The sequence below is a fragment of the Polaromonas sp. genome (genome assembly GCF_041689105.1).
In the GTDB taxonomy this organism is placed as follows: Bacteria; Pseudomonadota; Gammaproteobacteria; order Burkholderiales; family Burkholderiaceae_C; genus Polaromonas.
Window position 1 is genome coordinate 41,379 of record NZ_JBDNGU010000157.1, and the last position, 21,303, is coordinate 62,681.

At 67.3% G+C, this 21,303-nt stretch carries 21 protein-coding genes and 1 pseudogene; 3 read left to right on the plus strand and 19 right to left on the minus strand.

The genetic code is table 11. From position 1 onward, the window contains the following. Positions 1–56: 56 nt before the first annotated feature. Complete coding sequence (locus ACESMT_RS16470; RefSeq protein ID WP_372827683.1) at positions 57–1,292, plus strand: patatin-like phospholipase family protein; 1,236 nt, start codon at positions 57–59, stop codon at positions 1,290–1,292. Between the two features lie 165 nt (positions 1,293–1,457). On the opposite strand, the gene ACESMT_RS16475 is transcribed toward ACESMT_RS16470, so the two are convergent. Further along, positions 1,458–1,805, minus strand: coding sequence for a site-specific integrase (locus tag ACESMT_RS16475; protein ID WP_372827684.1), 348 nt, complete (start codon positions 1,803–1,805; stop codon positions 1,458–1,460). On the opposite strand from ACESMT_RS16475, the pseudogene ACESMT_RS16480 reads away from it, so the two are divergent. Both ACESMT_RS16480 and ACESMT_RS16485 read left to right on the plus strand, forming a co-directional pair. Next, positions 1,784–2,110 (plus strand): annotated as a pseudogene (locus tag ACESMT_RS16480) (DEAD/DEAH box helicase family protein); the annotation flags it as partial. The gene ACESMT_RS16475 and the pseudogene ACESMT_RS16480 sit on opposite strands and share 22 nt — an antisense overlap. A gap of 348 nt (positions 2,111–2,458) precedes the next feature. Then, positions 2,459–3,094 (plus strand): hypothetical protein, encoded by a 636-nt coding sequence (locus ACESMT_RS16485; protein WP_372827705.1) that lies wholly within the window; start codon positions 2,459–2,461, stop codon positions 3,092–3,094. A 173-nt stretch (positions 3,095–3,267) separates the two neighbouring features. On the opposite strand, the gene ACESMT_RS16490 is transcribed toward ACESMT_RS16485, so the two are convergent. The 18 genes from ACESMT_RS16490 to ACESMT_RS16575 all read right to left on the minus strand — a co-directional run. After that, a complete protein-coding gene (locus tag ACESMT_RS16490; RefSeq protein WP_372827685.1) occupies positions 3,268–4,833 on the minus strand; it encodes a hypothetical protein in 1,566 nt (521 codons plus the stop codon). Beyond that, positions 4,830–6,044 carry a type II secretion system F family protein gene (locus ACESMT_RS16495; protein ID WP_372827686.1) on the minus strand — a complete coding sequence of 405 codons (1,215 nt, stop codon included), beginning with the start codon at positions 6,042–6,044 and terminating at the stop codon, positions 4,830–4,832. Before ACESMT_RS16495 ends, ACESMT_RS16490 begins: the two co-directional genes overlap by 4 nt. After that, the gene (locus tag ACESMT_RS16500; protein ID WP_372827687.1) at positions 6,041–7,726 is read right to left on the minus strand and encodes a GspE/PulE family protein; all 1,686 of its coding nucleotides are present in this window, start codon (positions 7,724–7,726) and stop codon (positions 6,041–6,043) included. Before ACESMT_RS16500 ends, ACESMT_RS16495 begins: the two co-directional genes overlap by 4 nt. Further along, on the minus strand, positions 7,723–8,991 hold the full coding sequence (locus ACESMT_RS16505; protein WP_372827688.1) for a hypothetical protein: 1,269 nt from the start codon (positions 8,989–8,991) through the stop codon (positions 7,723–7,725). Before ACESMT_RS16505 ends, ACESMT_RS16500 begins: the two co-directional genes overlap by 4 nt. Then, entirely contained in the window at positions 8,988–9,467 is a 480-nt protein-coding gene (locus tag ACESMT_RS16510) for a hypothetical protein (protein WP_372827689.1), read from the minus strand. Before ACESMT_RS16510 ends, ACESMT_RS16505 begins: the two co-directional genes overlap by 4 nt. Positions 9,468–9,497: 30 nt before the next feature. After that, positions 9,498–10,397, minus strand: coding sequence for a prepilin-type N-terminal cleavage/methylation domain-containing protein (locus ACESMT_RS16515; protein ID WP_372827690.1), 900 nt, complete (start codon positions 10,395–10,397; stop codon positions 9,498–9,500). Then, on the minus strand, positions 10,327–10,998 hold the full coding sequence (locus ACESMT_RS16520) for a hypothetical protein (RefSeq protein WP_372827691.1): 672 nt from the start codon (positions 10,996–10,998) through the stop codon (positions 10,327–10,329). Before ACESMT_RS16520 ends, ACESMT_RS16515 begins: the two co-directional genes overlap by 71 nt. Positions 10,999–11,016: 18 nt before the next feature. Beyond that, entirely contained in the window at positions 11,017–11,910 is an 894-nt protein-coding gene (locus ACESMT_RS16525) for a type II secretion system protein (RefSeq protein WP_372827692.1), read from the minus strand. Positions 11,911–12,129: 219 nt separating this feature from the next. After that, positions 12,130–13,377 (minus strand): helix-turn-helix transcriptional regulator, encoded by a 1,248-nt coding sequence (locus ACESMT_RS16530; RefSeq protein WP_372827693.1) that lies wholly within the window; start codon positions 13,375–13,377, stop codon positions 12,130–12,132. Then, positions 13,374–14,174, minus strand: coding sequence for a hypothetical protein (locus ACESMT_RS16535; protein ID WP_372827694.1), 801 nt, complete (start codon positions 14,172–14,174; stop codon positions 13,374–13,376). The genes ACESMT_RS16530 and ACESMT_RS16535 overlap by 4 nt, the downstream gene beginning before the upstream one ends. Next, a complete protein-coding gene (locus tag ACESMT_RS16540; protein WP_372827695.1) occupies positions 14,174–14,944 on the minus strand; it encodes a hypothetical protein in 771 nt (256 codons plus the stop codon). The genes ACESMT_RS16535 and ACESMT_RS16540 overlap by 1 nt, the downstream gene beginning before the upstream one ends. Beyond that, positions 14,941–15,687 (minus strand): ABC transporter ATP-binding protein, encoded by a 747-nt coding sequence (locus ACESMT_RS16545; RefSeq protein WP_372827696.1) that lies wholly within the window; start codon positions 15,685–15,687, stop codon positions 14,941–14,943. Before ACESMT_RS16545 ends, ACESMT_RS16540 begins: the two co-directional genes overlap by 4 nt. Further along, positions 15,684–16,163: a hypothetical protein gene (locus ACESMT_RS16550; RefSeq protein WP_372827697.1), complete on the minus strand. Its 480-nt coding sequence runs from the start codon at positions 16,161–16,163 to the stop codon at positions 15,684–15,686. The genes ACESMT_RS16545 and ACESMT_RS16550 overlap by 4 nt, the downstream gene beginning before the upstream one ends. Next, complete coding sequence (locus ACESMT_RS16555) at positions 16,160–16,840, minus strand: hypothetical protein (RefSeq protein ID WP_372827698.1); 681 nt, start codon at positions 16,838–16,840, stop codon at positions 16,160–16,162. The genes ACESMT_RS16550 and ACESMT_RS16555 overlap by 4 nt, the downstream gene beginning before the upstream one ends. Beyond that, positions 16,837–18,381 (minus strand): hypothetical protein, encoded by a 1,545-nt coding sequence (locus ACESMT_RS16560; protein WP_372827699.1) that lies wholly within the window; start codon positions 18,379–18,381, stop codon positions 16,837–16,839. Before ACESMT_RS16560 ends, ACESMT_RS16555 begins: the two co-directional genes overlap by 4 nt. Positions 18,382–18,384: 3 nt before the next feature. Next, positions 18,385–20,187, minus strand: a complete 1,803-nt coding sequence (locus ACESMT_RS16565; RefSeq protein WP_372827700.1) for a type II secretion system protein GspD — start codon at positions 20,185–20,187, stop codon at positions 18,385–18,387. Further along, positions 20,184–21,059 (minus strand): tetratricopeptide repeat protein, encoded by an 876-nt coding sequence (locus ACESMT_RS16570; protein ID WP_372827701.1) that lies wholly within the window; start codon positions 21,057–21,059, stop codon positions 20,184–20,186. The genes ACESMT_RS16565 and ACESMT_RS16570 overlap by 4 nt, the downstream gene beginning before the upstream one ends. A 46-nt stretch (positions 21,060–21,105) precedes the next feature. Next, a partial coding sequence (locus ACESMT_RS16575; RefSeq protein WP_372827702.1) for a hypothetical protein occupies positions 21,106–21,303 on the minus strand: 198 nt, incomplete at its 5' end.

The window sequence follows — 21,303 nt, forward strand, 5'->3', positions numbered from 1 at the left end:
GTCGGGGGGCGGGACCAGATTTTAGTCCCGCGCCTGTTTCTTGCTAAGCTCCCTGCATGAACACAGCAGCTGTTGCAGACCCCTTGCCCGCTCCTGACGGCCCCGCAGGCCCCGCGCCGCGCATCAACCTGGCGCTGCAGGGCGGCGGCTCGCACGGCGCCTTCACCTGGGGCGTGCTCGACGCGCTGCTCGAAGACGGGCGGCTGGACCTGGAAGGCATCAGCGGCACCAGTGCCGGCGCCATGAACGCGGTGGCGCTGGCGCACGGTTATGCCACTGCCCAAGGCCAGCCGCGTACCGCGCGGCTGGACGCCGCGCGCCAGGCGCTCGACAGTTTCTGGAACGGCGTTGTCGAGATGGGCGCGCTGTCATCGTCGCTGTCGCAACTGCAGCGTGCGCCCTTCGGTATTTTGTTCGGTCAGATGGGCGGCGGCAACTGGGCCACCAAGCTGTGGACTGACGCGATGACGCAGTACTGGTCCAACGCGCTGTCGCCTTACCAGAGCAACCCCTTTGACATCAACCCACTCAAGGACTTTCTGGAAAAGCAGGTTGATTTTGAACGACTGGCCGCAGCGGCCGGCCCCGAAGCACCCAAGGTGTTTGTGGTCGCCACGCGGGTGGCCAGCGGCAAGGCCGAGGTGTTTTCAGGCAAGCGGCTCACGGCCAGCGCCGTCATGGCCTCGGCCTGCTTGCCCATGGTCTTCAAGGCCGTGGAGATTGACGGTGACCACTACTGGGACGGCGGCTATTCCGGCAACCCAGCCATCCACCCGCTGATCTACCACTGCGACAGCCGCGACATCGTGCTGGTGCAAATCAACCCGATCCAGCGCAGCGAGCTGCCCACCAAACCCGGCGAGATCATGGACCGCATGACCGAGGTTACCTTCAATGCCGCGCTGATCGCCGAGATGCGCGCCATCGACTTCGTCAAACGCCTGCTGGCCGAAGGCAAGCTCGACCCCGCGCATTACAAAGACGTGCTGATGCACCGCGTCGATGGCGGCGAGGCGCTGGAAAAGTTCACCGCCCAAACCAAGTCGTCCACCGACAAAAACCTGATCCATTCGCTGCGCGACCTGGGCGTGGTGTGCGGCAAGGAGTGGCTGGCCAAACGCTTCGAGTCATTGGGCGTCAAAAGCACCGTCAACATTGCACGCGACTACCTGGACGACTTGCGCATGCCGGTAGAGAAGGCGGAGCCCGCGCCGCCAGTGGTGGCCGGGCCTGCTGCGCCTGATACGCCCGAGCAGCCACCGACGTATTTGCCAGGGGCTGGGCTGCTGTAGCGCATCGTTGCCTGCTACGTAGTTGATAGCTACTGCCCCACAGGGGACAAGGGCCAGAGGCCAATTCGATGCATGGTCCAGCGCCTTTTTACCTGCTGCGGGACTGCGGCCGTGCAGTTTGTGCATAAAAACACGCGCTAGCCCTTTAACCACGGGGTTCAGAAGCTATTGAATCAATAGCGCATCAGGCACCAGCGCATCCAGCGGGCTTGCGGTGCCGCCCGCCGCTACCTTCAGCACGTGGGTGTAAATCATGGGGGTGCTCACGTCAGAGTGGCCCAGCACCTCCCGGTATAAAAACAGCAGGGAGCTGAGCGCTTGATTGTGGGTAGAGGCCGACGCATGCCGCTCATTGGCGAGCATCGTCAGGAACTGCGTGACCTCCAAAGCGCCCATGTCGCGCGGATGCCGCATCTGCCCGCCCCGGCCACACCAGCGAACAAAAAAACGAACCCAGTACACATAAGCCTGCTCGGTCGGCGGGCAAGACCTTTGGCGTGGTGAACACCTCAAAACGCATCATTTTGCTGATCGACGAAGCGCACCGTACCCAAAGCTCGGACCTGGGCGACAACCTGTTTGAGGCTTTTCCCAATGCCACACGTATCGCCTTCACTGGCACGCCACTGCTGACAGAACGCCACGGCGAGAAAAAGACGCACAAGCGTTTTGGTGAGTACATCGACACCTACCGGTTGATGGATTCGGTGAACGACGGCGCGACGCTGCAGATTCTTTACGAGGGCAAAACGGCAGACAGCGCGCTGAACGAAAAGGCTGCATTTGACGACAAGTTCGAAGACCTGTTCAAGGACCGCAGCCCGGAGGAGTTGCTGGCCATCAAGAAGAAATACGGTGCCACGGGCGACATCCTGGAGGCGGAAAACCGCATCAACGCCATCGCCCGCGACCTGGTGAAGCACTATGTGGACAACATTCTGCCCAACGGCTTCAAGGCTCAGGTGGTGTGCCACTCCAAGCTGGCCTGCGTGCGTTACCAGAATGGCATCAAGAATGCCCTGGCAGAACGCATAGCGATGGAGCAAGGTCAAGCGACGCCGGATGCCGAACTGATCAAACGCCTTCAGTTTCTGAAAACGGCGGTGGTGATTTCATCCGACGGAACCAACGAGGCCGCCTTCATCACGCACGCCCGAAAAGAGGCCATGCGCCTGAAGGCTGTGGACAATTTCTGCAAAAGCTTCGATCTGGAAGATCCGGACAAGACGAACACCGGAATAGCCTTCCTGATCGTGTGCGACATGCTGCTGACGGGCTTTGATGCGCCCGTGGAGCAGGTGATGTACATCGACAAGCGGCTGCGCGAGCACACTTTGCTGCAGGCGATCGCCCGCACCAACCGGGTCAGGCAGGGCAAGAAGCGTGGCTACATCGTGGACTACATCGGTCTGGCCAACCACCTCACCGACGCACTCACCCTGTACGCCGCCAGCGATGAAATGCAGGAGCTGCATGACGGCTTGCAAAACATCACGTCGGAGCTGCAATCCGAATCGTCACTTACGACATGGACAACAAATCGACCCCTATTGCGTCAGAACCCGTTTTGGTTCACTCTCCGTTTCACGGGCACACCTGCCACATCGCCCACCTTCACCCCTGCCACGCTGCTGGCGCCCACCGGGCGTGACACAAAGCCCAGGCCGCCCACCACACCCATAGTGCCGCGGCCATCGCATTTAATCAGTCCGGCAAGTCCTGGGCCGCCGAACTGGGCATTAGCCACGAAGCCCTTTACCGGACTTTGCGGCGCATGCAAGATGAAGGCGTTCTTGAGGTAGCAGGCAATCGTCTGGCTATAAAGGTTTGACTGCCCGCTTTGCGGACAAGCATTCCTTTGCCAAACTCCACCGGGTTGAACTCACCCCTTCGCCGCGCTGATGCCAGTCGCCAGCAGCGGCTTGGGCGGGTGTCCGGGAATCGGGGCAAACCATCGCCGCATTGTTGCGTCTGCTCAGGGGCAGCGGGCGCGTGCCGGCAGCCGCAGCAGCAATGCCGGTGCCGTGGCCGACCACAAAAGGTCGTCAAAGCCGGTGGTCCCGGGCAGCCGCGTGACGGTGGCCGCTGCCAGGCGCCGCGCCTGCTCGTCGCCCTGCGCATCGTCGTAGTTGCGGCTCTCAACCGCAAGATATTCATCTGACCCGGCGGGCAGCGACCTCCGGGAACGGTTGGCGCCATACGCGCCTTGGCCGTTAGCGCCGTGGCTGACCAGGGCGACTGCAACGACCTCGCTTGCGGTCGTCGCGCCATCGCTGTCCCCGGCCGCACTCAGGCCAAGGCGCTGCGTATCGGCGCCGGCATCGAGCAAGGCGCTAGCCTGACCGCAAAACGCACTGCGACGCGCGCCGGATGTTTCTGCCAACAGGGGCGTGACAGCGTAAGTCCACGGCCGGCCGTAGGCGTCGAAGGCATCGCGGCGCTGCAGGCCGAGCGTCTGCCAAGGAAGCAGTCCCACCTGTGTAGAACATTTGCCGGTGGTGGCGTCGCGCGTCTCCAGCCCGGCGTCGTCATAGGCGGTGTAGCTTCCCGCCGCGGTTCCGGCAGGGTTAGCCGGGCACGGCAGCGGATGCGGCGCCTGAAACCGGTGCGGCGCCTGCAGGCTCCCCTGCAGCGTCCACTTGTAGGCCAGATAGCCTTCGACGCGCTCGCGCTCCCCGTCCGCCAGCGGGCGAGAAAAGTGCAGGACCTCGGCAATACGCAGGTAATTTTCAGCGCTAGCTGTATCTGTGCCGATCTCGAAGGCGCCTGCCAGCGTTTGCGTGCCCAGCACGTTGGTGCTGGCCTGCGGGTTTGCGCCCGCCAGCCATTGCCGCCCGCCTGCCGCATCGTTGATACCGGTGCTCAGTTGCCAGGCCGGTGACTCGGCGGTCTTGGAGGCGGAACCTGAGCCTGAACGCCAGAGCAGCGCCCCACTATCGAGCTGCCAGGCCAGCAGGGAAACCGAACTGGTCAGCGTCTCCTTGTGCGAGAGCAGGCGACGGCTATCCGTCACCGATACCGCCTGCCAGACGATGAAGCTGGTCGCACCGGCGTAATCGACGGACGCGGCGGCGCTGGCAAGGCCCTCGCTGGGAAGCAGTTGGACATGGCGCCGGCCGGCCCCCCCGACATAGACCGTGGGCCGCAGGGATGGTTGTGGCTGCAGCAGGTGGTGGGCGCGCCCGCTCTTGTCGCGCCACAGTGCCAGCCTGGCGCGGTCGGTCGCCGCGACCAGCCCGTCCACGTCGCTGAACTGCGTCGAAGCGTCCGCGCCATCGAGCCACAGCACCAGCCCGTCCATCGCAAGGATGTCGCGCTCCTCGTCGACCACGTAGCGGCCAGCGTGGGCGGCGAGCGCGTTGGCCAGCCGCGCCTGGCGGGCGATGGTCTGCGTTGCCACGGCGTCCAGCGCCCCTGCGGAGCCCGATTGCCGGTGCAGCAACGCCGCGCCTATCAGCAGCGTCGCCGACAGGCTGATCGACACGCCAAGCAGCAGCCAGCCCCGCTGGCGGCGCGCGGCGCCACGGGCCTGGCCTTTCATCGGTACAGCATTTCCAATGACAGTGTCGAGTAGATCGGCAGGTACAGCGCGGCCACCACCCAGGCGAGCAGCACGCCGACGATCAATGTCAGGGCCGTCGGCACCACACCGACGACGGCTGCCGCAAGGGCGTCCAGATCTTCACCAGCCGCACGTGCGACTCGCTCGAAAGCGGGGCCGAGGTCGTCGGTGAGTTGGCTGCTGCTCATGGTTTCGAGCATCAAGGGGGTGAACAATTGGGTGCCAGCCAGCGCCGTGGACAAGGGCCAGCCCTCGCCCAGGCGTGCCAAGGCCAGCTCGAGCTGCTCGCGCAACACCGCGTTGCGCACCACCAGCAGCCCCACCTCGAGCGCACGCTGGGTTGACAGCCCGCTGGTGACGCCGACCGCCACGAACTGCGCAAAACGCTGGACATCGACGCGGCGCGCCAGCCCACCGGCGACTGGGATCTTCAGCACGAACACGTGCAACTGCCGCCGTACCGTGGCGGAGGTCAGTGCAGCAGCCACGAGTGCGGCGCCGACCGCGCCCAGGGCTGTGACCGCGAGCCCGCCATGGCGCTCGAGGAACTGCGCCAGCCCGAGCAAGGTGCGGGTGGCCGGGCCCGGCGCCTGCCCGAGCACCGTGAGAAAGGCCAACAGCTTGGGAGCCAGCCAACTGAGCAGGAACACCACCATCGCCAGCGTCAGTCCCAGCAGCAGTATCGGGTAGGCCAGTGCCTGGGACAACCGGCGCGAGGTGCGGTCCTGCCAGTCGCAGTGCAATTGGCATTGGCGCAGCGCCAGGTCGAGCCGGCCGGTGCGTTCGCCGGCAGCGGTCAAGGCCACCACCACGGGCCCGAACACGGCCGGAAATGTGCCCAGCGCCAGGGCCAGTGGCCGACCGCGCGAGACCTGATTGACCAGGTCGTCGATCACCTCGCGCAGTGTCCGGTTGGGCGTGCCGGCGCCTATGGCCCGCAAGCCGCGCAGCAGCGGGGTGCGCGCCGAAACCACCTGCGCCAGCGCGCCGAAGAACGCGGCCAGGTCGCGCAGCGGCACGTTGGGTGCGATGCGCAGACGCCAGCGCAGCTGCGTCATCGGGCGTGCATGCACCAGCAGCAGGCTGGCCTCCTGCAACTGCTGTCGCAGGTCGGCGCCGTGCTCGGCGCTAAGCAGGCCGCGCAAGCGCCTGCCGTCGGCGCCTAGCGCCTTGTACTCGAACAGCTTCATGGCAGCGCCTTGGCCTGCAGCGTCAGCTGCGCCGCCGCATCGCGCAGGCCCACTACTCCGCCGGCCACCAGTTCCAGTGCCGCTGCCTGCAGGTCCTGCCCGTGGAGGTCCGCGGCGGCGGCCTGCCGTAGCGCGCGCAGGTCACGCCGGGCGATCGCGTCGCGCATGGGGTCGTCGATCAGCAGCACTTCCATCACTGGAGCGCGTCCGCTGATGCCAGTGCCGTGGCAGGCCGGGCAGCCGGGCGCCACGAACGGACCTGCGGCTGCCGCTTTGTCCGGTGTTCGGCATGAGAGGCAAAGCCGCGGTAGCAATCGCTGGTTGGTGACTGCCACCAATGCTTCTGCCAGCCCGCCCGCATCCACCTCCAGCAGAAGCATCCGCGTGATGGCGGCCACGGCGTCCCGCGCATGCAGGGTGGCGAGCACGCGCTTGCCGATCATGGCGGTCGCGACAGTAACGCCGGCAGATCCTGCATCACGGATTTCGCCGAGGAACACCACGTCGGCGTCCTGGCGCAGCACGTGGCGCATAAGCTCGCCAAATCCCCAGGCGCGCTCGGCATGCACGGGCACCTGCCGCGCGCCGTGGATATGCACCTCGACGGGGTCTTCCAGCGTCACGATGCAGCGCTGGGCCGCAGCGAGGGTTCGCAGCAACGCAGCCGCAGTCGTGGTCTTGCCGCTCGCGATGGGGCCGGTTACCAGCACCAGTCCATCGGGCCGGGCCAGCATGCGTTCCAGCCGCGCGCGGGTTGTGGGCGTAACCGCCAGGTCCCCCAGCCCATCGGCCCCATGTCGCCGGTCAAGCAGCCGCAGCACCATCGACTCGCCGTACAGCGAGGGCAGGATGGCGGCCCGGAAAGTCACGCGCCGGTGGTGCAGCGACATGCTGAATTGCCCATGCTGGGCATCCATGTGGCGGCCGATGTCCATCTCGGCCAGGATCTTCAGCCGGTTGATCACCGGCAGCCAGTGCACCATCTTGATGCTGTGCACGTCGCGCATCAGCCCATCGACGCGCATGCGGATGCGAAACAGGTGTTCGCCCGGGTCCAGGTGCAGGTCCGATGCGCCGCGGGCCACCGCATGGCCCAGCAAGTCGTCCAACAGGCGGGCCAGCGGCGAGCGCGCCGACTGCAGGTCGGCAGGCGGCAGGTGCAGGGCGCCGCCAGCGCCGTCGAGCAGCGCCTCCATGCGGCTGAAGTCGGGTTCGGTGCCCCAGGCTGCGTTGAGCAAGTCGGCCAGCGCGTCACGCGTGACCAGCTGCTTGGCGATCTGCCGGCCCTTGAACAGTGTGGCCAGCCGGTCGTCGAGCGCCGGGTCGAAAGGATCGACCAGAGCCAGGCGCAGCCGCCGGCCGTCATCGGACAGCGGCACCGCGCCCCAGCGCTCGGCCTCGCGACGCGGCAGGCGCCGCACCAGCTCGGGGTCGACCGGGGTGTCGGCGGCCTGGTTCACCGGCAAGCCGGTCACTGCGGACAAAACCTGCAGCAGCCGGCGTGCCGGCACCAGCCCTAAATCGTGCAGCGCGGCGTCGATCGGCACCTGGCGCCGTCGCGCGAGCTGCTGGGCCTGAGCCAGGTTGGCTGCGCTCAGGTCGCCGGCCTGCACCAGTGTTTGCAGCACCCTTGCCATGCCCCGGCTGGCCAGCCGCAGGTCCGCCTGGTCCAGCGGGCTCACCGGCGCACCTGGCTGGCCGGCAAAGCCGGCGCTGCGGCAGGCGCCGGATCGGGCAGTGAATTGATACGCTCCTGCACCGCAAGCGCCAGCGACTCCCGGTTCTTCGGAATCCGGTCCAATAGCTGGCTGAACGAGCGCCGGGCGCGCTCGAACTCCCCGGCCTGCTCCCAGGTCATGGCGATCAGCAGCAGCGCCTGCAGGTCTTGCGGTTCGGTCGCCAGCAACTCGGCGCGGGCCAGCTGCTCCTCCCACTTGGGCGCGCCGGTGCGCGCCAGTGTCAGCAGCGCTGGCAGCGCATCGTGCGGCTGGCTCCAGCGCACGCCCTTGTCCCAGTCAGCGATGGCCGCTGGCGACTGCTGCGCCAGCCGCAGCACACTGGTCAGGGCCGCGCCGTCGGTCGGTTTGCGCATCAGCACCGCGGCGTAGTGGCGCATCGCTGCGCGGGCATCGCCGCGGCGTTCCGCGGCCAGGGCCAGGCAGAACAGCGCCTCGACGTGCATCGGGGAATCCGCCGGGACCGCGGCGCAAAGCCGGGCGGCGGTCTCGTGCTCGCCGCGCACCATGGCCGTGCGGGCCTGTCCCAGCGTGCCGTCCATCGCGGCTGGCCGGACCTGGGGCGCGACGTCCGAGACCCGGATCAGCGCTGCCGGGGCCAGCGCCGTGGCCGGCTGCAGCGGGGCGGACTGCAGCTCGGCCGGCGCAGCGCCGCGCCAGCGGTTGACCAGGCCAAGGTAACGGGCCTGCCGCACCGGGTCACTGCTGTGGTAGTGGCGCACGGCGGCGTCCCAGCTGCCATGTTGCTGGCGCAACTGCAGCAGGTATTGGGCCGCGTACTGCACGTTGGGGTGTGCATCGAAGCCGTCGGCGCGGGCTTCGAAAGCCAGCGGATGGTAGCGCAGGTTGATCTGCATGCAGCCCACGTCCACCGACCGTGCGAGCCAGGTGCCCGGCTCGCGCAGAAAGGCCATGGCCGCCTGCGCCGAAGGGAAATAGTGGCCCTTGCCGTCGACGTTGATGGTGTAGGGCCAGGGGCGAATCTGCCCGTCGCTGGCCCGGCGGCCAGACTCCACCTTGCCCACCGCGCGCATCAGGCCGCGCGGCAGATCGGGGGTGCGCGCCTCGACCGCGGCGATCGCCTGTTCGCAGGCCAGGTCGGTCTCGGCAGTGGCTGAAAACGACAGCGGGCAGGCCAGCAGTGCGGCGGCGGCCGCCATGGGCCAGTTCCAGCGCGGCCGCTTGGCGGTGGGGCAGATCTTGCTTGTCATGGCTTTAGCCCTTTACGCGTTCGCCCGGGCGGGCGCGGGGCGGCGGCGGCGGCGCAACCTTGGGCGAAGCTTTGCAGCAGCGTGCCGTAGGGCGGCACGCCCGGCCAGCCGTTGCTGAAGATGGTCAGATCGATGGCCCCAGCGCGGGGCTGCACATGGGCCACGAAATGCGCATGGGCGCTCATGCCCCGCAGCTCGAAGCCATCCTTGAGCGAGATGCGCCGTACCGCCGGCACGCTGGTCGAGATGCCGCCCGGCAGCAAGCTCGGGTAGGGTACGCGCAGCAGTTGCATCTGCAGGCAATGTGTGAAGTCGGCGGCGTTGGCGGCGGTGTGCACAGTGAGCGTTCGCTGTTCGCCCTGCTCGACCACGTCGTAGGGTGCTTGCATCGCGCAGCCGGCCACGGCAAGCGCCAGCAAGCCCAAGGCTATGGCAGCGGCCGAACGCAAGCGGGGGAAGGGGCGTATGGGGGTCATGGGCGTGGGTCAGTGGGTTAGTGGGCGTGGTCAGCAAAGGCCACCGGCGTAAAGGGCGATGAAGGTGGACAGCGACCGGTAAAACACCATGTCGTCATAACCGTCGCTGTCGGGCAGGGCGGGGCGCGCGTCGCGGTCTATGTAGCTGCCAAAATTGCTGCCCGCCGCAGTGCTTGCGGCGTTGATGGCCTCGGCCAGCTGGCTGTCGGGCGGCGCGGCGCTGCTGCGTATCGTCAGCGTCGTGGTGTCAAAGGTCATCGCACCGTGGCCGTTGGCTCCGGCGCTCAGCAAGGTGAAGGGAATGGCCAGGCCGGCCAGCAGTTGCTGGCCGAAGGTGGGGGAAGCCAGGCTGCCGGCGACCGTCACATAGGCCTTGAGCGGTTTGTCGCTTGCCGTGCCGCTGCCTGTGCTGGCGCTGGTGCTGCACAGCTGGGCGATAGTGGTGGTGGCCAAGCTGGTAAAGGCCGGGTCGACGTGGTAGGCCAGCAGCCGGCCGTAACCGTCTTCGGCGTCACGCCGCTGCAGGCCCAGATCGGACCAGGGCACGGTTCCGCGCGGCGTGCTGGTGCAGGCCGTGCCGGTTTGGGCGATGCCGGGCTGGGCGGCGGCGGCGGCGCATGGAAACCGTTTGTTGGCCGCGACATAGGCGCCCACGGCCAGCACGATGCGCTCTGCGCTGGCCAGCGTCGCCGCGGTGCGGCTGCGGCGCAGCTGCTCGGCGACCAGTGAGTTGCCCAGGCCGACGCCTATGGCCAGCACGGCCAGTGCCAGCACCAGCTCCAGCAAGGAAAAGCCGCGCAGCCTGCGAACAGGCTGCGCGACTGATTTGTGGCGCGTTGGTCTGCCGGCAGGCGCAGACTCAGAAGGTGCTGGGCACGGGCCGCCGCGGCGTAGCGTCATAAACCACCAGGTTGTAGCAGGTGTCCGCATCGAACCGGTTGTGGACCGTCACGGTGGCTGCATTGAGAAACTGGTACTCCGCGTTTTGCGTGTAATACCTTGGCAGGGCCCGGCCCGAGGGCCCGATCCGCTGTTCTGGCGGCCCGTACTGCAGGCTTACCAGGTAGACCACCCGCTCGTGCAGCTGGGCGCAGCGCTGCGCGGTCTGGCCGAAGGTACTGCCAGACAGTTGCACAATGGCGCGGCTCCATTGCCCCGAGCTTTCGAACTGCAGGAAGACATCAAAGGGCAGGTCGCCGATAAAGGTCCGGTAGCGCAACTCGTCGCCGGCCACCAGCCGCACCAGATCGACTTGCAGCGCATCGCGGCGGCGCAAGTCATCTTCGACCTGCCGCCGGCTCCAGCCAAAGCGCAGGCCGTCGAATCCGTTCAGCAGCCGGCCCTGCGGCGCCCTTGGCAGCTGCGTCGCCAGGCCGTCGGCGAGCACCATGGAGCCAGCCGCCAGCATGCTGACGCCAGCCAGCCAGGCCACCCGTAAACCGGCCGCTCGCAAAGAAAGCCCACGCCAGGCCAGCCCGGCAGCCAACTTGCGCCATGCCCGGTGAGCCCAGAGCGCTAACATTTTCTTCACGGCCTTAGGGTTTAATTTTTAATCAACTATATTTGGCGAGCCGCCGGTTGAGGCCGCGCGGTACAGTGCCAGGCAGGAGGTGGACACCCCAACCCCAATGGTGCCCGGCATGTACTGGTTGGCCGATGTGTCGGCGCCTATGCAGTCCGCCGAGGTCGTCATCAGGCGGCCCGAGCTGGGCTTGCCGTCATCGAACTTCAGATCCATGCGGTAGAGATCGATCTGGTTGACGGCGGTCAAAGCGTTGTTTGAGGCGGCAAAGCTCAGCACGCCAGCAGTGGTTGCGGTCTGGCTGGCCGGGCTGGTGCCTATACGGTAATAGACCTCGTTGAGCTGCATCTGGGGCCAGGCGGACGCCGTGCCAGTGGCGATGGAGGTAATCGTCCTAGGTACGCCGCCAGTCTCAGGAATCTTACGCGCGGTAGCGCCGCTGATCACCTGCATATAGCCGCCCAGCGGAAACATGGGGTATTGCGAGCCGTCCACCATGCTCTGGAGTCCTGCGGCAGCAGCGGCTGTTGCCATGTCCGCAGCCGTCTCGCCACGCGCACCGGGGCCGAGTCCGGCGGCGCTCAGGTGGGCCCAGTAATTGTAAGCCTCGCCAGTCCAGCCGTCGTTGTCTTTGTCATCCCCGGTGACCGTGAGGATGTTGTCGCCATTGCCGTTGACCAGGCTGGCGGCGATGAGTTGCGTGGCGCCTGGCAGGTCACCCGGCATGTACTGGTATTTGTCAAGAAACAGCTGATGGCCGGTGCTAGTGGCCTCCAGCAGTGCGCCGGACTTGAGCAGGCGGGCCTGCTCCATGAGCTCAACGCCTTTGAGCACGCCGCCGGTCAGCAGGCCGGCCACCGACAGGGCAACAGCCATTTCGGTCAGAGAAAAGCCGCGCTGGCGGCTAAGGGATTGGGACATTTGAACACTCCTGAAGTTTTGAAAATAACGACGTCTTGATGCCGCCGGCATACCCATAGTGAAGTAGCAGCCTGTATTTCACCGCCGCTGCGCTGCGGAGGCTACCTGCTTCGCGAAGCAAGGAGGCTTTGTTTTTGCACGCGCATGCTGCAACAGCGGCTGCGCATCTTGCGACTGCGCCTGCCTTAAGCGCGGCTGTGCAGATTGCGAATTGCGCGCTCATGCCGTGGCCTCGCTGGCCTGGCCCAGCGGCAGCGGCGCAGTGCTGGCGGGCTGCTGGCGGTACTCGGTGGGTGATTGGCCGGTGGCCTCGCGAAACGCGCGGTTAAAGGCGGCCAGGCTGTTGAAGCCGACATCGTAGCCGATGGTGGTGATGCGCTCGCTGCCCAGCTGCAGCAGGCGGCTCTGCGCCTCCTCGACGCGCAAGCCGTTGACCAGGTCGACGAAAGACTGGCCGGTGCTGGCGTTGAGCGCCCGCGACAGCAAGTAATCAGCCACCTTTAGCCGCTCGGCCAGGTCCTTGCGCCGCAGTTGCGGTTGCCGGTATAGGCCTTGATCACGCAGCAGCGCCAGCGCGGCCTCGCTGATCCGGGCAAACAGCACCGGGTCTTGCATCTGGACCGCCGCCGCTGCATCGACTTCGCCCGATAAGGGCTCGTCGGGTGCTGCGATCTGCTGCAATCTGCAGCCGTTGGCGGGCTCGGCCAGCAAGGCCAGCTCGGCCAGCGGCTGCGCCGCGCAGGCCGCCGGTTCGACTGCGGCGGCGGCGCTGGATTGGGCTGGCCGGCTCAGCGATGCCAAAATGTGCGCGCTCAGCAGGTACATCAGCACCAGCTGGAGCGCGCCAACCGCGAGTTCGCGCCTGAGGTCGGGCCGCGCCGTCTCGCTGATGCGCATAAAGACATTGGCCAGGTGCAGCAGGGCCATCAGGTATAGCGCGCCGCCGGCGCTGCGCCAAAACGACGGCCCGCTGCGGCTGCGGCCAGGCCGCGACAGCACCGCGATTGCCGGCAGCGCCAGCATCAGCAGCAGCGCCCCGGTGGCCAGGTGCAGCAGCAAGATCAGCGGCCCGGCCGGCGAGCAGCTGCCCGGTGCCAGGCAAACCAGCGTGCCGACAATCTGCGCTGGCAGCAGCAAGGCCGGCAGGAAGGCACCGGCGAAGGTGATGCTGCGGGCCAGCGGGCCACGGCTGATGCCCGACTCCTGCTCCAGCCGCATCAAGGCCACCGACGGAAGCAGCAGGGCGCCGAGGAAGGCGATGCCTGACCAGCGCGGATCCATGCCGGGCAGCAGGCTTAGCCACTGGGCCGCCGAAAGGCCCGCCAAACTAAGCATGGCCAGCAGCAGGGTGCCGGCATCCGGGCTGCGCCGTGCGCCGGGCAGCATGGCCCCCGAAATCGCCAGTGCCTGCAGCAACAGCGAGCCCCACAGCGACAGCAGGATCAGCGGTATCAGCGGCGGGGTCATTGCGCTGATGGGGCTGATGGCGCTGACGGGGCGCGGCTGCCCTGGGCGCGCGCCGCCGGCGGCGCGCCGGGTGGGCTGGTCAGCCGGCCGATCTGCCACTCGAGGTATTGGCGATCGCTTGGCGCCAGCGGCTTGCCGTCGCCAAGAATGGCCCGCAGCAAGTCGGCGGCCGACTGGCGCTCGCCGACCTGGGCGTACACAAAGGCCGGCATCATCTGCACCCATCGGGGCAGCGCCGACTCCGGCACCTGTTTCAGGTCGCTGAGGATGTCCAGGGCGAGGGCCGGCTCGCCCAGCTTGTGCGCCGCCAGCATGGCGGCGTGGGTGGTCCAGCGGTATTCGCGCGCCGGGTTGGCGGCACCGCGGCGGCGTAGGTAGTCGACGACCTGTCGCAGCTGGGCCGGATCCGGGGTCTGCCCATAGATGAAGGCGGCCATGGTCGGCACCACGCTGGCTTGCCCGTCCAGTGAATCAAGGGCTTCGAACCAGCGCACCAGTTCGGCGAAGTCGTACTGCTGCAGCGGGGTGGTGCGGCCACCGGCGTCGCCGAAGGCCTGCAGCTCGAGCACCCGCCAGCGAAAAGCGGTCTGGGCATCGCCAAAGGTGGAGGCAAGCAGCGCCTGCCGCTGCGGTGCCGGGGGCACCACATCCAGCCGGGGCTGGATGCCGGCAAGCCGACCTTGCCACAGGGCGAACTGCAGCGCGAACAGCGCCAGCAGCAGCCAGGTGGTGGCGGTCGGGCGTGCAAGGCGTCGCAGTCTGATGGGGCGTCGCAGCAGGGCGATAACGCGCTGCACTAAAACCTCCTGCGCCGCAGGTCAACGCTGGCCAGCACCAGCAGCAAGCCGGTGTACACCACCGCCTGGGCTGCAAACCAGTAATCGCCGATGCCGCCTGCCGGCCCGTAGAGCAGCCAGGCGCTCTGGCCGAACATGTCGAGCCGGGCCACCAGCAGGGCCAGACCCTGCAGCAGGGTGTCGGACCAGGCCGCCGCAGCGCCGCTGCTTTGCAGGGCCCCGCTCTGGCTGCCGGTGATGGCGAGCAAAAAGCCGATTTCCCGGCCCAGCGCGTAGACCGCCAGCGTGGCCAGCGTGGCAGCGACCGCGCTGCCCATGGCCAGCGAGATGGTCAGGGCCAGCGCCACCACCAGCAGGCTCTCGAGGATCAGGCTGGCCGACCAGACAGCCAGCCCGGCCAGCGACGGCGGGCTCAGCAGGAAGAGGCCGGCGATCGGGATGACCGCGAGCAGGCAGGCCACGGCGGCACCGGCCAGCCAGTAAGCCAGCACGAACTGCCCGCGCCGCATGGGCCGGGCCAGCAGGGCCTCGATTTCCCGGCTGTCAAACAGCCGCTGCACGTGAAAGCAAATAAAGACCACCAGGCCCAGTACGATCAGCGCGCGCAGCGCGCCCGCCGCCAGCACAATCGACGCCGCCTCGTGCTCGACCAGCGTGGCGCTGCCCAGCACCCAGGCGGCGACAAACAGCCCGGTGGCCAGCGTCGCCAGCACAGCGAACAGGCGGTCGCGCAGCGCGGTCAGCAGCACATAACGCAGGGTCGCCCTCATGCTGCCACCTCTTCGCCGATGGCCTGCAAAAAGGCCGCCTCGAGGCTGGCCGCGCCGGTGCTGCGCAGCAGCTCGCCGGGCGCGCCTATGAAGCGCATCTGTCCGCCATGGAAGACGCCGACCCGGTCGCAGATCTCCTCGATGTCGGCCAGGATGTGGGAGCTAAAGAACACCGTGTGCCCCTCGGCGCGACTGGCCAGCAGTTGGCGCTTGAGCTGGACCCTGGCGAGTGGGTCGAGGCCGCTCATCGGCTCGTCGAGGATGACCAGCGGGCGCCCGGTGACGAAGGTGGCGGCCAGCGCGAGCTTCTGGCCCATGCCCTTTGAGTAGGTGCGGATAGGCTGCGGCAGCACGGCGGGGTCCAGGCCCAGCGCCAGGCAACAGGCTTGGTTGCGCGCGGCATCGGGCGGCAGCCTGAAGTGCGCTCGCGCCAGCGCCAGGAACTCGTCGCCGCGCAGGCTGGAGGCGGGCTGGAAGCGGTCCGGCAGGTAGGCAAGGTGCTGGCGGCTGGCGGCCTGGCGGTGGTCGCGGCCGAAGATGCGGATGAGCCCGCTGCGCAGCGGTCCGAGGTCCAGCAGGCTTTTGATCAAGGTGGTCTTGCCGACGCCATTGAGGCCGATCAGACCGAAGATCTCGCCAGGCTGCAGCACCAGGCTGAGGTCCGAAAATATTTCGCGGCGGCCGTAGCCGGCACTGCACTGCAGGACTTCGAGGGGCGGCGGGGAGAGGCTGGAGGTGGTCATGGAGTAGCCAATAGAGGCTTGGTTGTGGGGCCGCCGACAAACTTGTCGACGATCTGCCCGGTGGCGGCCAGGTAGCTTTGCTGCGGACGCAGGGCGATGATGGGCGTGAGCCCGGCGCGGTCGCCTTGGTCGGCCGTCAGCAGCACCTGCGCCGGGGTGACTTTGAGAACGCGAAGCGAGCCATGCTGTTCGCCCGAACGCAGCGGCCGGCCGTTGATCCAGATGACCCAGTTGTCCGGACCCAGGTAAATGATTGCGCTCAGGTGCAGGTCGGCCGACACCGGTCGCGGGGTCGCTGGGGCGGGCGGGCGGCGCATCGCCTCGAGCAGCAGGCTTTCCTCGCGCTCGCTGTGAAACAGGCCCGACAGCCGCTGCAGGTCGGCAGCAGCGTGCGCGGGCACAGGGTAGCTGGCCGCCGCCAGCAGCAGCGCTGCAGTGGCGGCCCCCAGCCCAGTGATCCGGCCTTTGCGCTTCATAACGCGGCCGCAGCAGATGAAGGCGCGCCAAACCCGGGGTGGGCCTTGGCTGCCGGCTTGACCGCTGCGGGCGCGGCGCGCAGCGTGCGCACGGCCAGACGCAACTTGGCCCGCAGCACCTCCGGCCGCTCACCGGCCCGAATGCGTTCGAGCAGTTCGTCGCCGACCGGGAGCAGGCGCTCGATGCTCAGCTGCTCGAGGACGATGGAGCCATTGATGTGAGCCGGCAATGCGGCGATCAGCTCGAGCAGCTGCCGCTCGGTGACGGCAGCGGCTTGCAGTTCGATGCTGCGTTCTTCGATCCGGATGGCGCTGGCCGAACCCGGCTTCAGCGCCAGCTCGCCGATCTGTGGCGACAGCCGCAGCAGGCCTAGCCCTACGTGCAGGCCCTCTACCGCATGGGTCAGTTCGAGGCTGCTCTGCGGCTGGTCCGCGCGCGCGCTTGCGCCCAGCAGCCCGAAGCGGCCCACCACGTCGGCTTTCTCGAGCGCGTCAATGGCCCGCGCCTCGGCCAGCAGATCGGCGGTTTGCTTGAGCACCGGCAGGCGCTGCCCGCGCCAGTCGGCCTGCAGCCAGGCCAGACCGGCTGCTGCCGCCAGCAAGGCGACGGCCGGCAAGCCGATGGCCATAGCCAGGCGCCACGGGCGCATGCGCCAACCCGACCAAGGACTGCTCATGGCTGGCGCTCCGCTTTCAAAGTCACCAGCCCTTTGCCGTCCGCAACGCCAGCCGCTGGCCCGGCCGCCGCGGCGTCGCTCAACCGGTCTAGTCCGGTGACCGTGACCTTGTAGCCGTCCAGGGCCGATTGCAGTAGGGCGGCGACCTGCCGCACTTCGCCGAGCGCCGCGTTGCGGCCGGCGCCCGGCGGCAGCAGCATCGACAGGGTGAGGCTGGGGGTCTTGGACTTGGCGTCCCAGCTCAGTTGCACGGACTGGGTCCGCGCCGCGCTGCGACCCATGGCCTGCGCGGCAGCGTTGACCAGGCGCTCCATCGCCGGATCGGTGTCGGCCGGCGGCAGCGCATCGCGATAGGCCAGCGCCTGCTGCTCGAAGGCTTGTACATCCTTGCCCGCCGCCAGCCGGGACAGTTCGGCGCTGCGCTTTTCACCGAGCTGCTTGCGCACCGCCGTGGCGGCTTGCTGCTGCTGCAGTTGCTCTCCGGCCTGCTGCAGCGCTGTATGCTCCTGCCAGGTCGTCCAGCCGCGCCAACCCAGCATCGATAGGCCGGCCACCAGCACCAGCGTTGCCAGTGTGGCGACCAGCTGCGAGCGCCTTGCCACCCGGCGCCGTGGAGCCCACTGCGCCGGCTCGACCGGCCGTGCCAGCCGGCCTTGGCTGAGCGCCGCCAGCAGCAAGGTGTCGAGGGAGCGCCAGGCGACCGGCGCCTTCAGCCTGAAGCGGCGGCTTGGCGTGTGCAGCACAGCGTCATCGACCGGCCAGTCAAGGGCTTGCGACAGCAGGGCGCAGACCCGCGCATCGTCCAGCGCGACCAGCAGCGGGGCCTCGCCGGTGCCGTGCTCCTGGGCCAGCAGCCAGTCGCGACTGCGCGTCAGTTCAGCGGCCAGCGCGCTGGCCCGCAGCTGCGGCTCGGAGCCGCCGCACAGCGCCGCGCCGACTTGCCGCACCAGCTGCACTTTGCCTTGCTCCAGGCCGAGGATCCAAGCGCCGCCATCCGGTTCGCGGATCAGCACGATGGTGCTGCTCCTGGCATCGGCTGGCGTCAGCGAGCCGGCCTGTGCCAGCTGCAAGGCGTCGACCAGCAGGCCGGCCAGCAGGAAGGGGCCGTCCATAGCCAGGTCCATGTCGCCCAGCCAGGCCAGCCAGGCCTGCAGCTCCGGCCAGTGGGAGGCCCCGGTTGTTCTCGAGGTCTGGACGCCGCCGATCTTCACCGCGTCGGCGGCGCGCAGGTCGGCCTCCGGAAAGCGCATCTGCAACTGGTAGTTCAGCGCCGGGCCGACCCGGTAGCTCGACGCCAGGGGGTCGTAGGCGAAGCGCTGGTCCGGGCAGCCAAGTACGACACAGACCGGAGCGCGCAGTTCGGCTGCCATCGCCACCAGTGCACTGGCCACCGGGTTGCCCGCAGGCGCCGCGCCGTCACTCTCGGCCAGGCACAGGGACTGGTCGCCGTCAACCCTGATCAGCCGGGTCTGCTCAGGTCCGAGGTAGAGCACCAGGGCGCTTCGCAATCGGCGGCGCTGGAGCAAGTGCGAAAGCGTCATGGCTCAAAAGACCAGCGGGCGCGGATCGGACACAAAGGTTTCGTACAGCCGCCGGTCCGACGGGGCTACGCCCTCCTCGTCGGACAGGACGGCGCGCAGGAAAATCACCAGTTCGCTGGTCTGCTCCTTGTCATTGCGCTTGCCGAACAGCGAGCCGATACCCGGTTGGTCCATGAGCAGGGGCAGCCCGTCGTTGCTGCGCGAGATGGCTGACTGGCGCAAACCGCCCATGATCACCGTCTGGCCGCTGCGGACCTTCACCACGCTGTCGAATTCGTTGACGTCGATGATCGGGATTTGCGACTGGATCCCGCTAAGCCCGACCTGCGCCGCCTGGATGGCGACTGCCGGGTCGGTCACGAACGACTGTACCCGGCTGACCGAAGGGCGGATGGCGAGCGTGATCATGCGGGTCTCCAGGTCCACCGCCGGCTGCACCGTCAGCACCAGGCCCACCGGTACGCTCACCGGCGTGCTGGTGGTGGTGATGTTCTGGGCCAGATTCCCGCCCTGCGGTCCCTGAAAGGCATCGCGCTGGATGTTGATGCGGAAATAGACCAGGTCGCGCGCCACCTTCATCATCCCCATCTGGTTGTTCATCACCGTGATGCGCGGACTGGACAGTGTCCGCGTGGTGCCGAAGGTGCTCAGCAGGTTGATGATTGCGGTGACATTGTTGCTGGTCACGCCCACGGCCAGGCCGCTTTGCCCGGTGGCTTTGGCCAGTGCGGGGCTGGTGGCGCCGCCACCGAGCACGGCGCTGATGTTGACGTTGGCCCGCTTGGCCAGCACGTCCCAGTTGATGCCGGACTGGAAGTCGTTATTGAGCGAGACCTCCACGATGCGTGCGTCGATCTGCACCTGCTGGTTGACCGAAGCCATGACCTGGTTCAGGTAGCGGTCGATCTCGCGATGCTGGCGCTCGCTGGCATAGAGCGACAGCACGCCGGCCTGGCGGTTCACGGCGAAGGTCGCGCGGCTGGTTGTGCGGATGCCGGCTCCGTAGGCCAGGCTGGCAAAGTTGTCGACTGGCTCGCGGACCGCAGTCGGTATCGGGATGCGCAGCGACTTGCGGTCTTCCATCGACTTCAGGATCTGCGAGATGTTCAGGCTTATCTCCTGCCAGAAGTCGACGGTGGTCTCAGTGCGCAGGGAGTTGGAGGTTCCGCTGGACGTACCGACGGAGGTTCCGCTGGACGCACCGCCGCCGCCGGCAGCGCCGCCCAGCACCCCGGAACTGGAGGATACCGAACTGCCCGCGCGCCGCAGCAGGTTGATGGTGGCCAGCGGATAGTTGTGGATGTAAGGCTCGTCGAGCTCGATCCGCAGGCGGTTGCCGTCGATGCGGTACCTCAAGCCGGCGAGCTCCGAGATGCGGTCGATGATCTCGTCGAAGGGCCGTTCTTGTGCGCGCATGGCCACTCCTCCGTTGATGCGCGGATCAAGGTCATAGTCCATCCCCATCCGGCTGGCGAGCATGACCAAGGCCTCGCGCACGGGAATCGATTCGGACAAGGAGACCGATACCAGCCGCGGATCGCTCGGCGTCTGCGGCACCACGGTCAGAGTGCGCAACCGCGGTATGGGCGGTGCCATGGTGCCGCCAGGGCCGTCACGCAGGCGCGGACTCGCCTGGTGCAGGTCAATGTAGTCTTGGCGCGAAAGGCCGCCAGCTGCGTCGTAGGTGTTGGCGCAGCCCACCAGGAGCAGGGCCGCGAACGAGAAGACCGTTGCAAGGCACGCTCGCACGCTGCGCACTTCGGCGACAAGCGCATGAAGATTGGCCAGCGTGTAAGTCGCGTTCATGGGCGTGATGGCCCGCTGCAATCGTTACTGCCGAAGGCCCCGAAAGGAAGCGAGCCGCAACTGTCTGTCTTTTCGGCAGCAACCGGCATCTCAGCGAGCCTCTGGCTGCCTGCCCCTCGCGCCAGGACGGGCTCAGGCTTCATCTGATAGGAAGGGTCGAGCCACGCCAGCCTCAATTGCAGGGCCTGGTGCTCGGCAACTTGCTGCGGCGTGTTGGGCGGCGGCATCGCTTGCTGCGCGCGCTTGTAGTGCTTCGCAGCTTCAACGCCCTTGCCCAGGTGGTCGAGCACTACCGCGTAGTTCCACAGCAGGGTGGGGTGGTCTGGCGTGTTGCGCAGGCTGCGCCGAAAGAGTTCTTCGGCCGCCTGGTAGTCGCCCTTGAGCGCGTTGATCTGGCCCGAGACCGCCGCGTAGCTGGTGGACGGGCTGAACCGGCGGGCCAGCGTGAGGGAATCGTCGACCGACCCGACGTCCTGACTGGCGGCCAGCAGCGCCAGGCTCGCGCCTATGGTCGCGCCGTCGGCACCCGCGCCCAGCGCCCGCTCGAGGTCGCGGCGGGCCGCATCAAAGCGCCCGAGCTTGTGCAGCACACCTGCGCGCGCCGCCAGCGCGTAGCTGTTTTGCGGCTCCATCGCCAGTACCCGGTCGTACAGTGCAAGAGCCCCGGGGAAGTCGTCCCGCGCCAATGCTGCCTGCGCGCCGGCCATATCGCCGCGCACTTTCTCAGACATGGTGCGCAGGGAAACCGTGCCAGCTGCCTCAGCCTTCGGTGGCGCGGCCACCGGCCCCGCCGGGCTGGCCACCATGTCCCGGAACATCTGCGCGTGGGCTTTGGCTGCAAACGTAAACAGTAATAAAGAGGCTATGAGCAATCGCGAATGCTGGTTAAAAGCAGTATATTTGTTCAACTCATTATTCCTATAGGAAAACAATAAATATTATATTATTCAGTTGAATAATAACATTATAATCATTAATCAAACCACAAAATAAACCCAAGACAACGGCAGCCTCACTTCGGGCGAAGAGCATTTTTACGCCTGGAAGACACTGCACCCGCAGGACGATGCCGGGCTGAAGGGTATGAACGCCCAGCAGCAACTTATCGCCGGCATC

Coding starts and splice junctions, on each gene's coding strand:
- ACESMT_RS16470 (WP_372827683.1), top strand. CDS start 57: ATGAACACAGCAGCTGTTGCAGACCCCTTGCCCGCTCCTGACGGCCCC.
- ACESMT_RS16485 (WP_372827705.1), top strand. CDS start 2,459: ATGCGCCTGAAGGCTGTGGACAATTTCTGCAAAAGCTTCGATCTGGAA.
- ACESMT_RS16490 (WP_372827685.1), bottom strand. CDS start 4,833: ATGAAAGGCCAGGCCCGTGGCGCCGCGCGCCGCCAGCGGGGCTGGCTG.
- ACESMT_RS16495 (WP_372827686.1), bottom strand. CDS start 6,044: ATGAAGCTGTTCGAGTACAAGGCGCTAGGCGCCGACGGCAGGCGCTTG.
- ACESMT_RS16505 (WP_372827688.1), bottom strand. CDS start 8,991: ATGACAAGCAAGATCTGCCCCACCGCCAAGCGGCCGCGCTGGAACTGG.
- ACESMT_RS16510 (WP_372827689.1), bottom strand. CDS start 9,467: ATGACCCCCATACGCCCCTTCCCCCGCTTGCGTTCGGCCGCTGCCATA.
- ACESMT_RS16515 (WP_372827690.1), bottom strand. CDS start 10,397: ATGCGGACACCTGCTACAACCTGGTGGTTTATGACGCTACGCCGCGGC.
- ACESMT_RS16525 (WP_372827692.1), bottom strand. CDS start 11,910: ATGTCCCAATCCCTTAGCCGCCAGCGCGGCTTTTCTCTGACCGAAATG.
- ACESMT_RS16530 (WP_372827693.1), bottom strand. CDS start 13,377: ATGACCCCGCCGCTGATACCGCTGATCCTGCTGTCGCTGTGGGGCTCG.
- ACESMT_RS16540 (WP_372827695.1), bottom strand. CDS start 14,944: ATGAGGGCGACCCTGCGTTATGTGCTGCTGACCGCGCTGCGCGACCGC.
- ACESMT_RS16545 (WP_372827696.1), bottom strand. CDS start 15,687: ATGACCACCTCCAGCCTCTCCCCGCCGCCCCTCGAAGTCCTGCAGTGC.
- ACESMT_RS16550 (WP_372827697.1), bottom strand. CDS start 16,163: ATGAAGCGCAAAGGCCGGATCACTGGGCTGGGGGCCGCCACTGCAGCG.
- ACESMT_RS16555 (WP_372827698.1), bottom strand. CDS start 16,840: ATGAGCAGTCCTTGGTCGGGTTGGCGCATGCGCCCGTGGCGCCTGGCT.
- ACESMT_RS16560 (WP_372827699.1), bottom strand. CDS start 18,381: ATGACGCTTTCGCACTTGCTCCAGCGCCGCCGATTGCGAAGCGCCCTG.
- ACESMT_RS16565 (WP_372827700.1), bottom strand. CDS start 20,187: ATGAACGCGACTTACACGCTGGCCAATCTTCATGCGCTTGTCGCCGAA.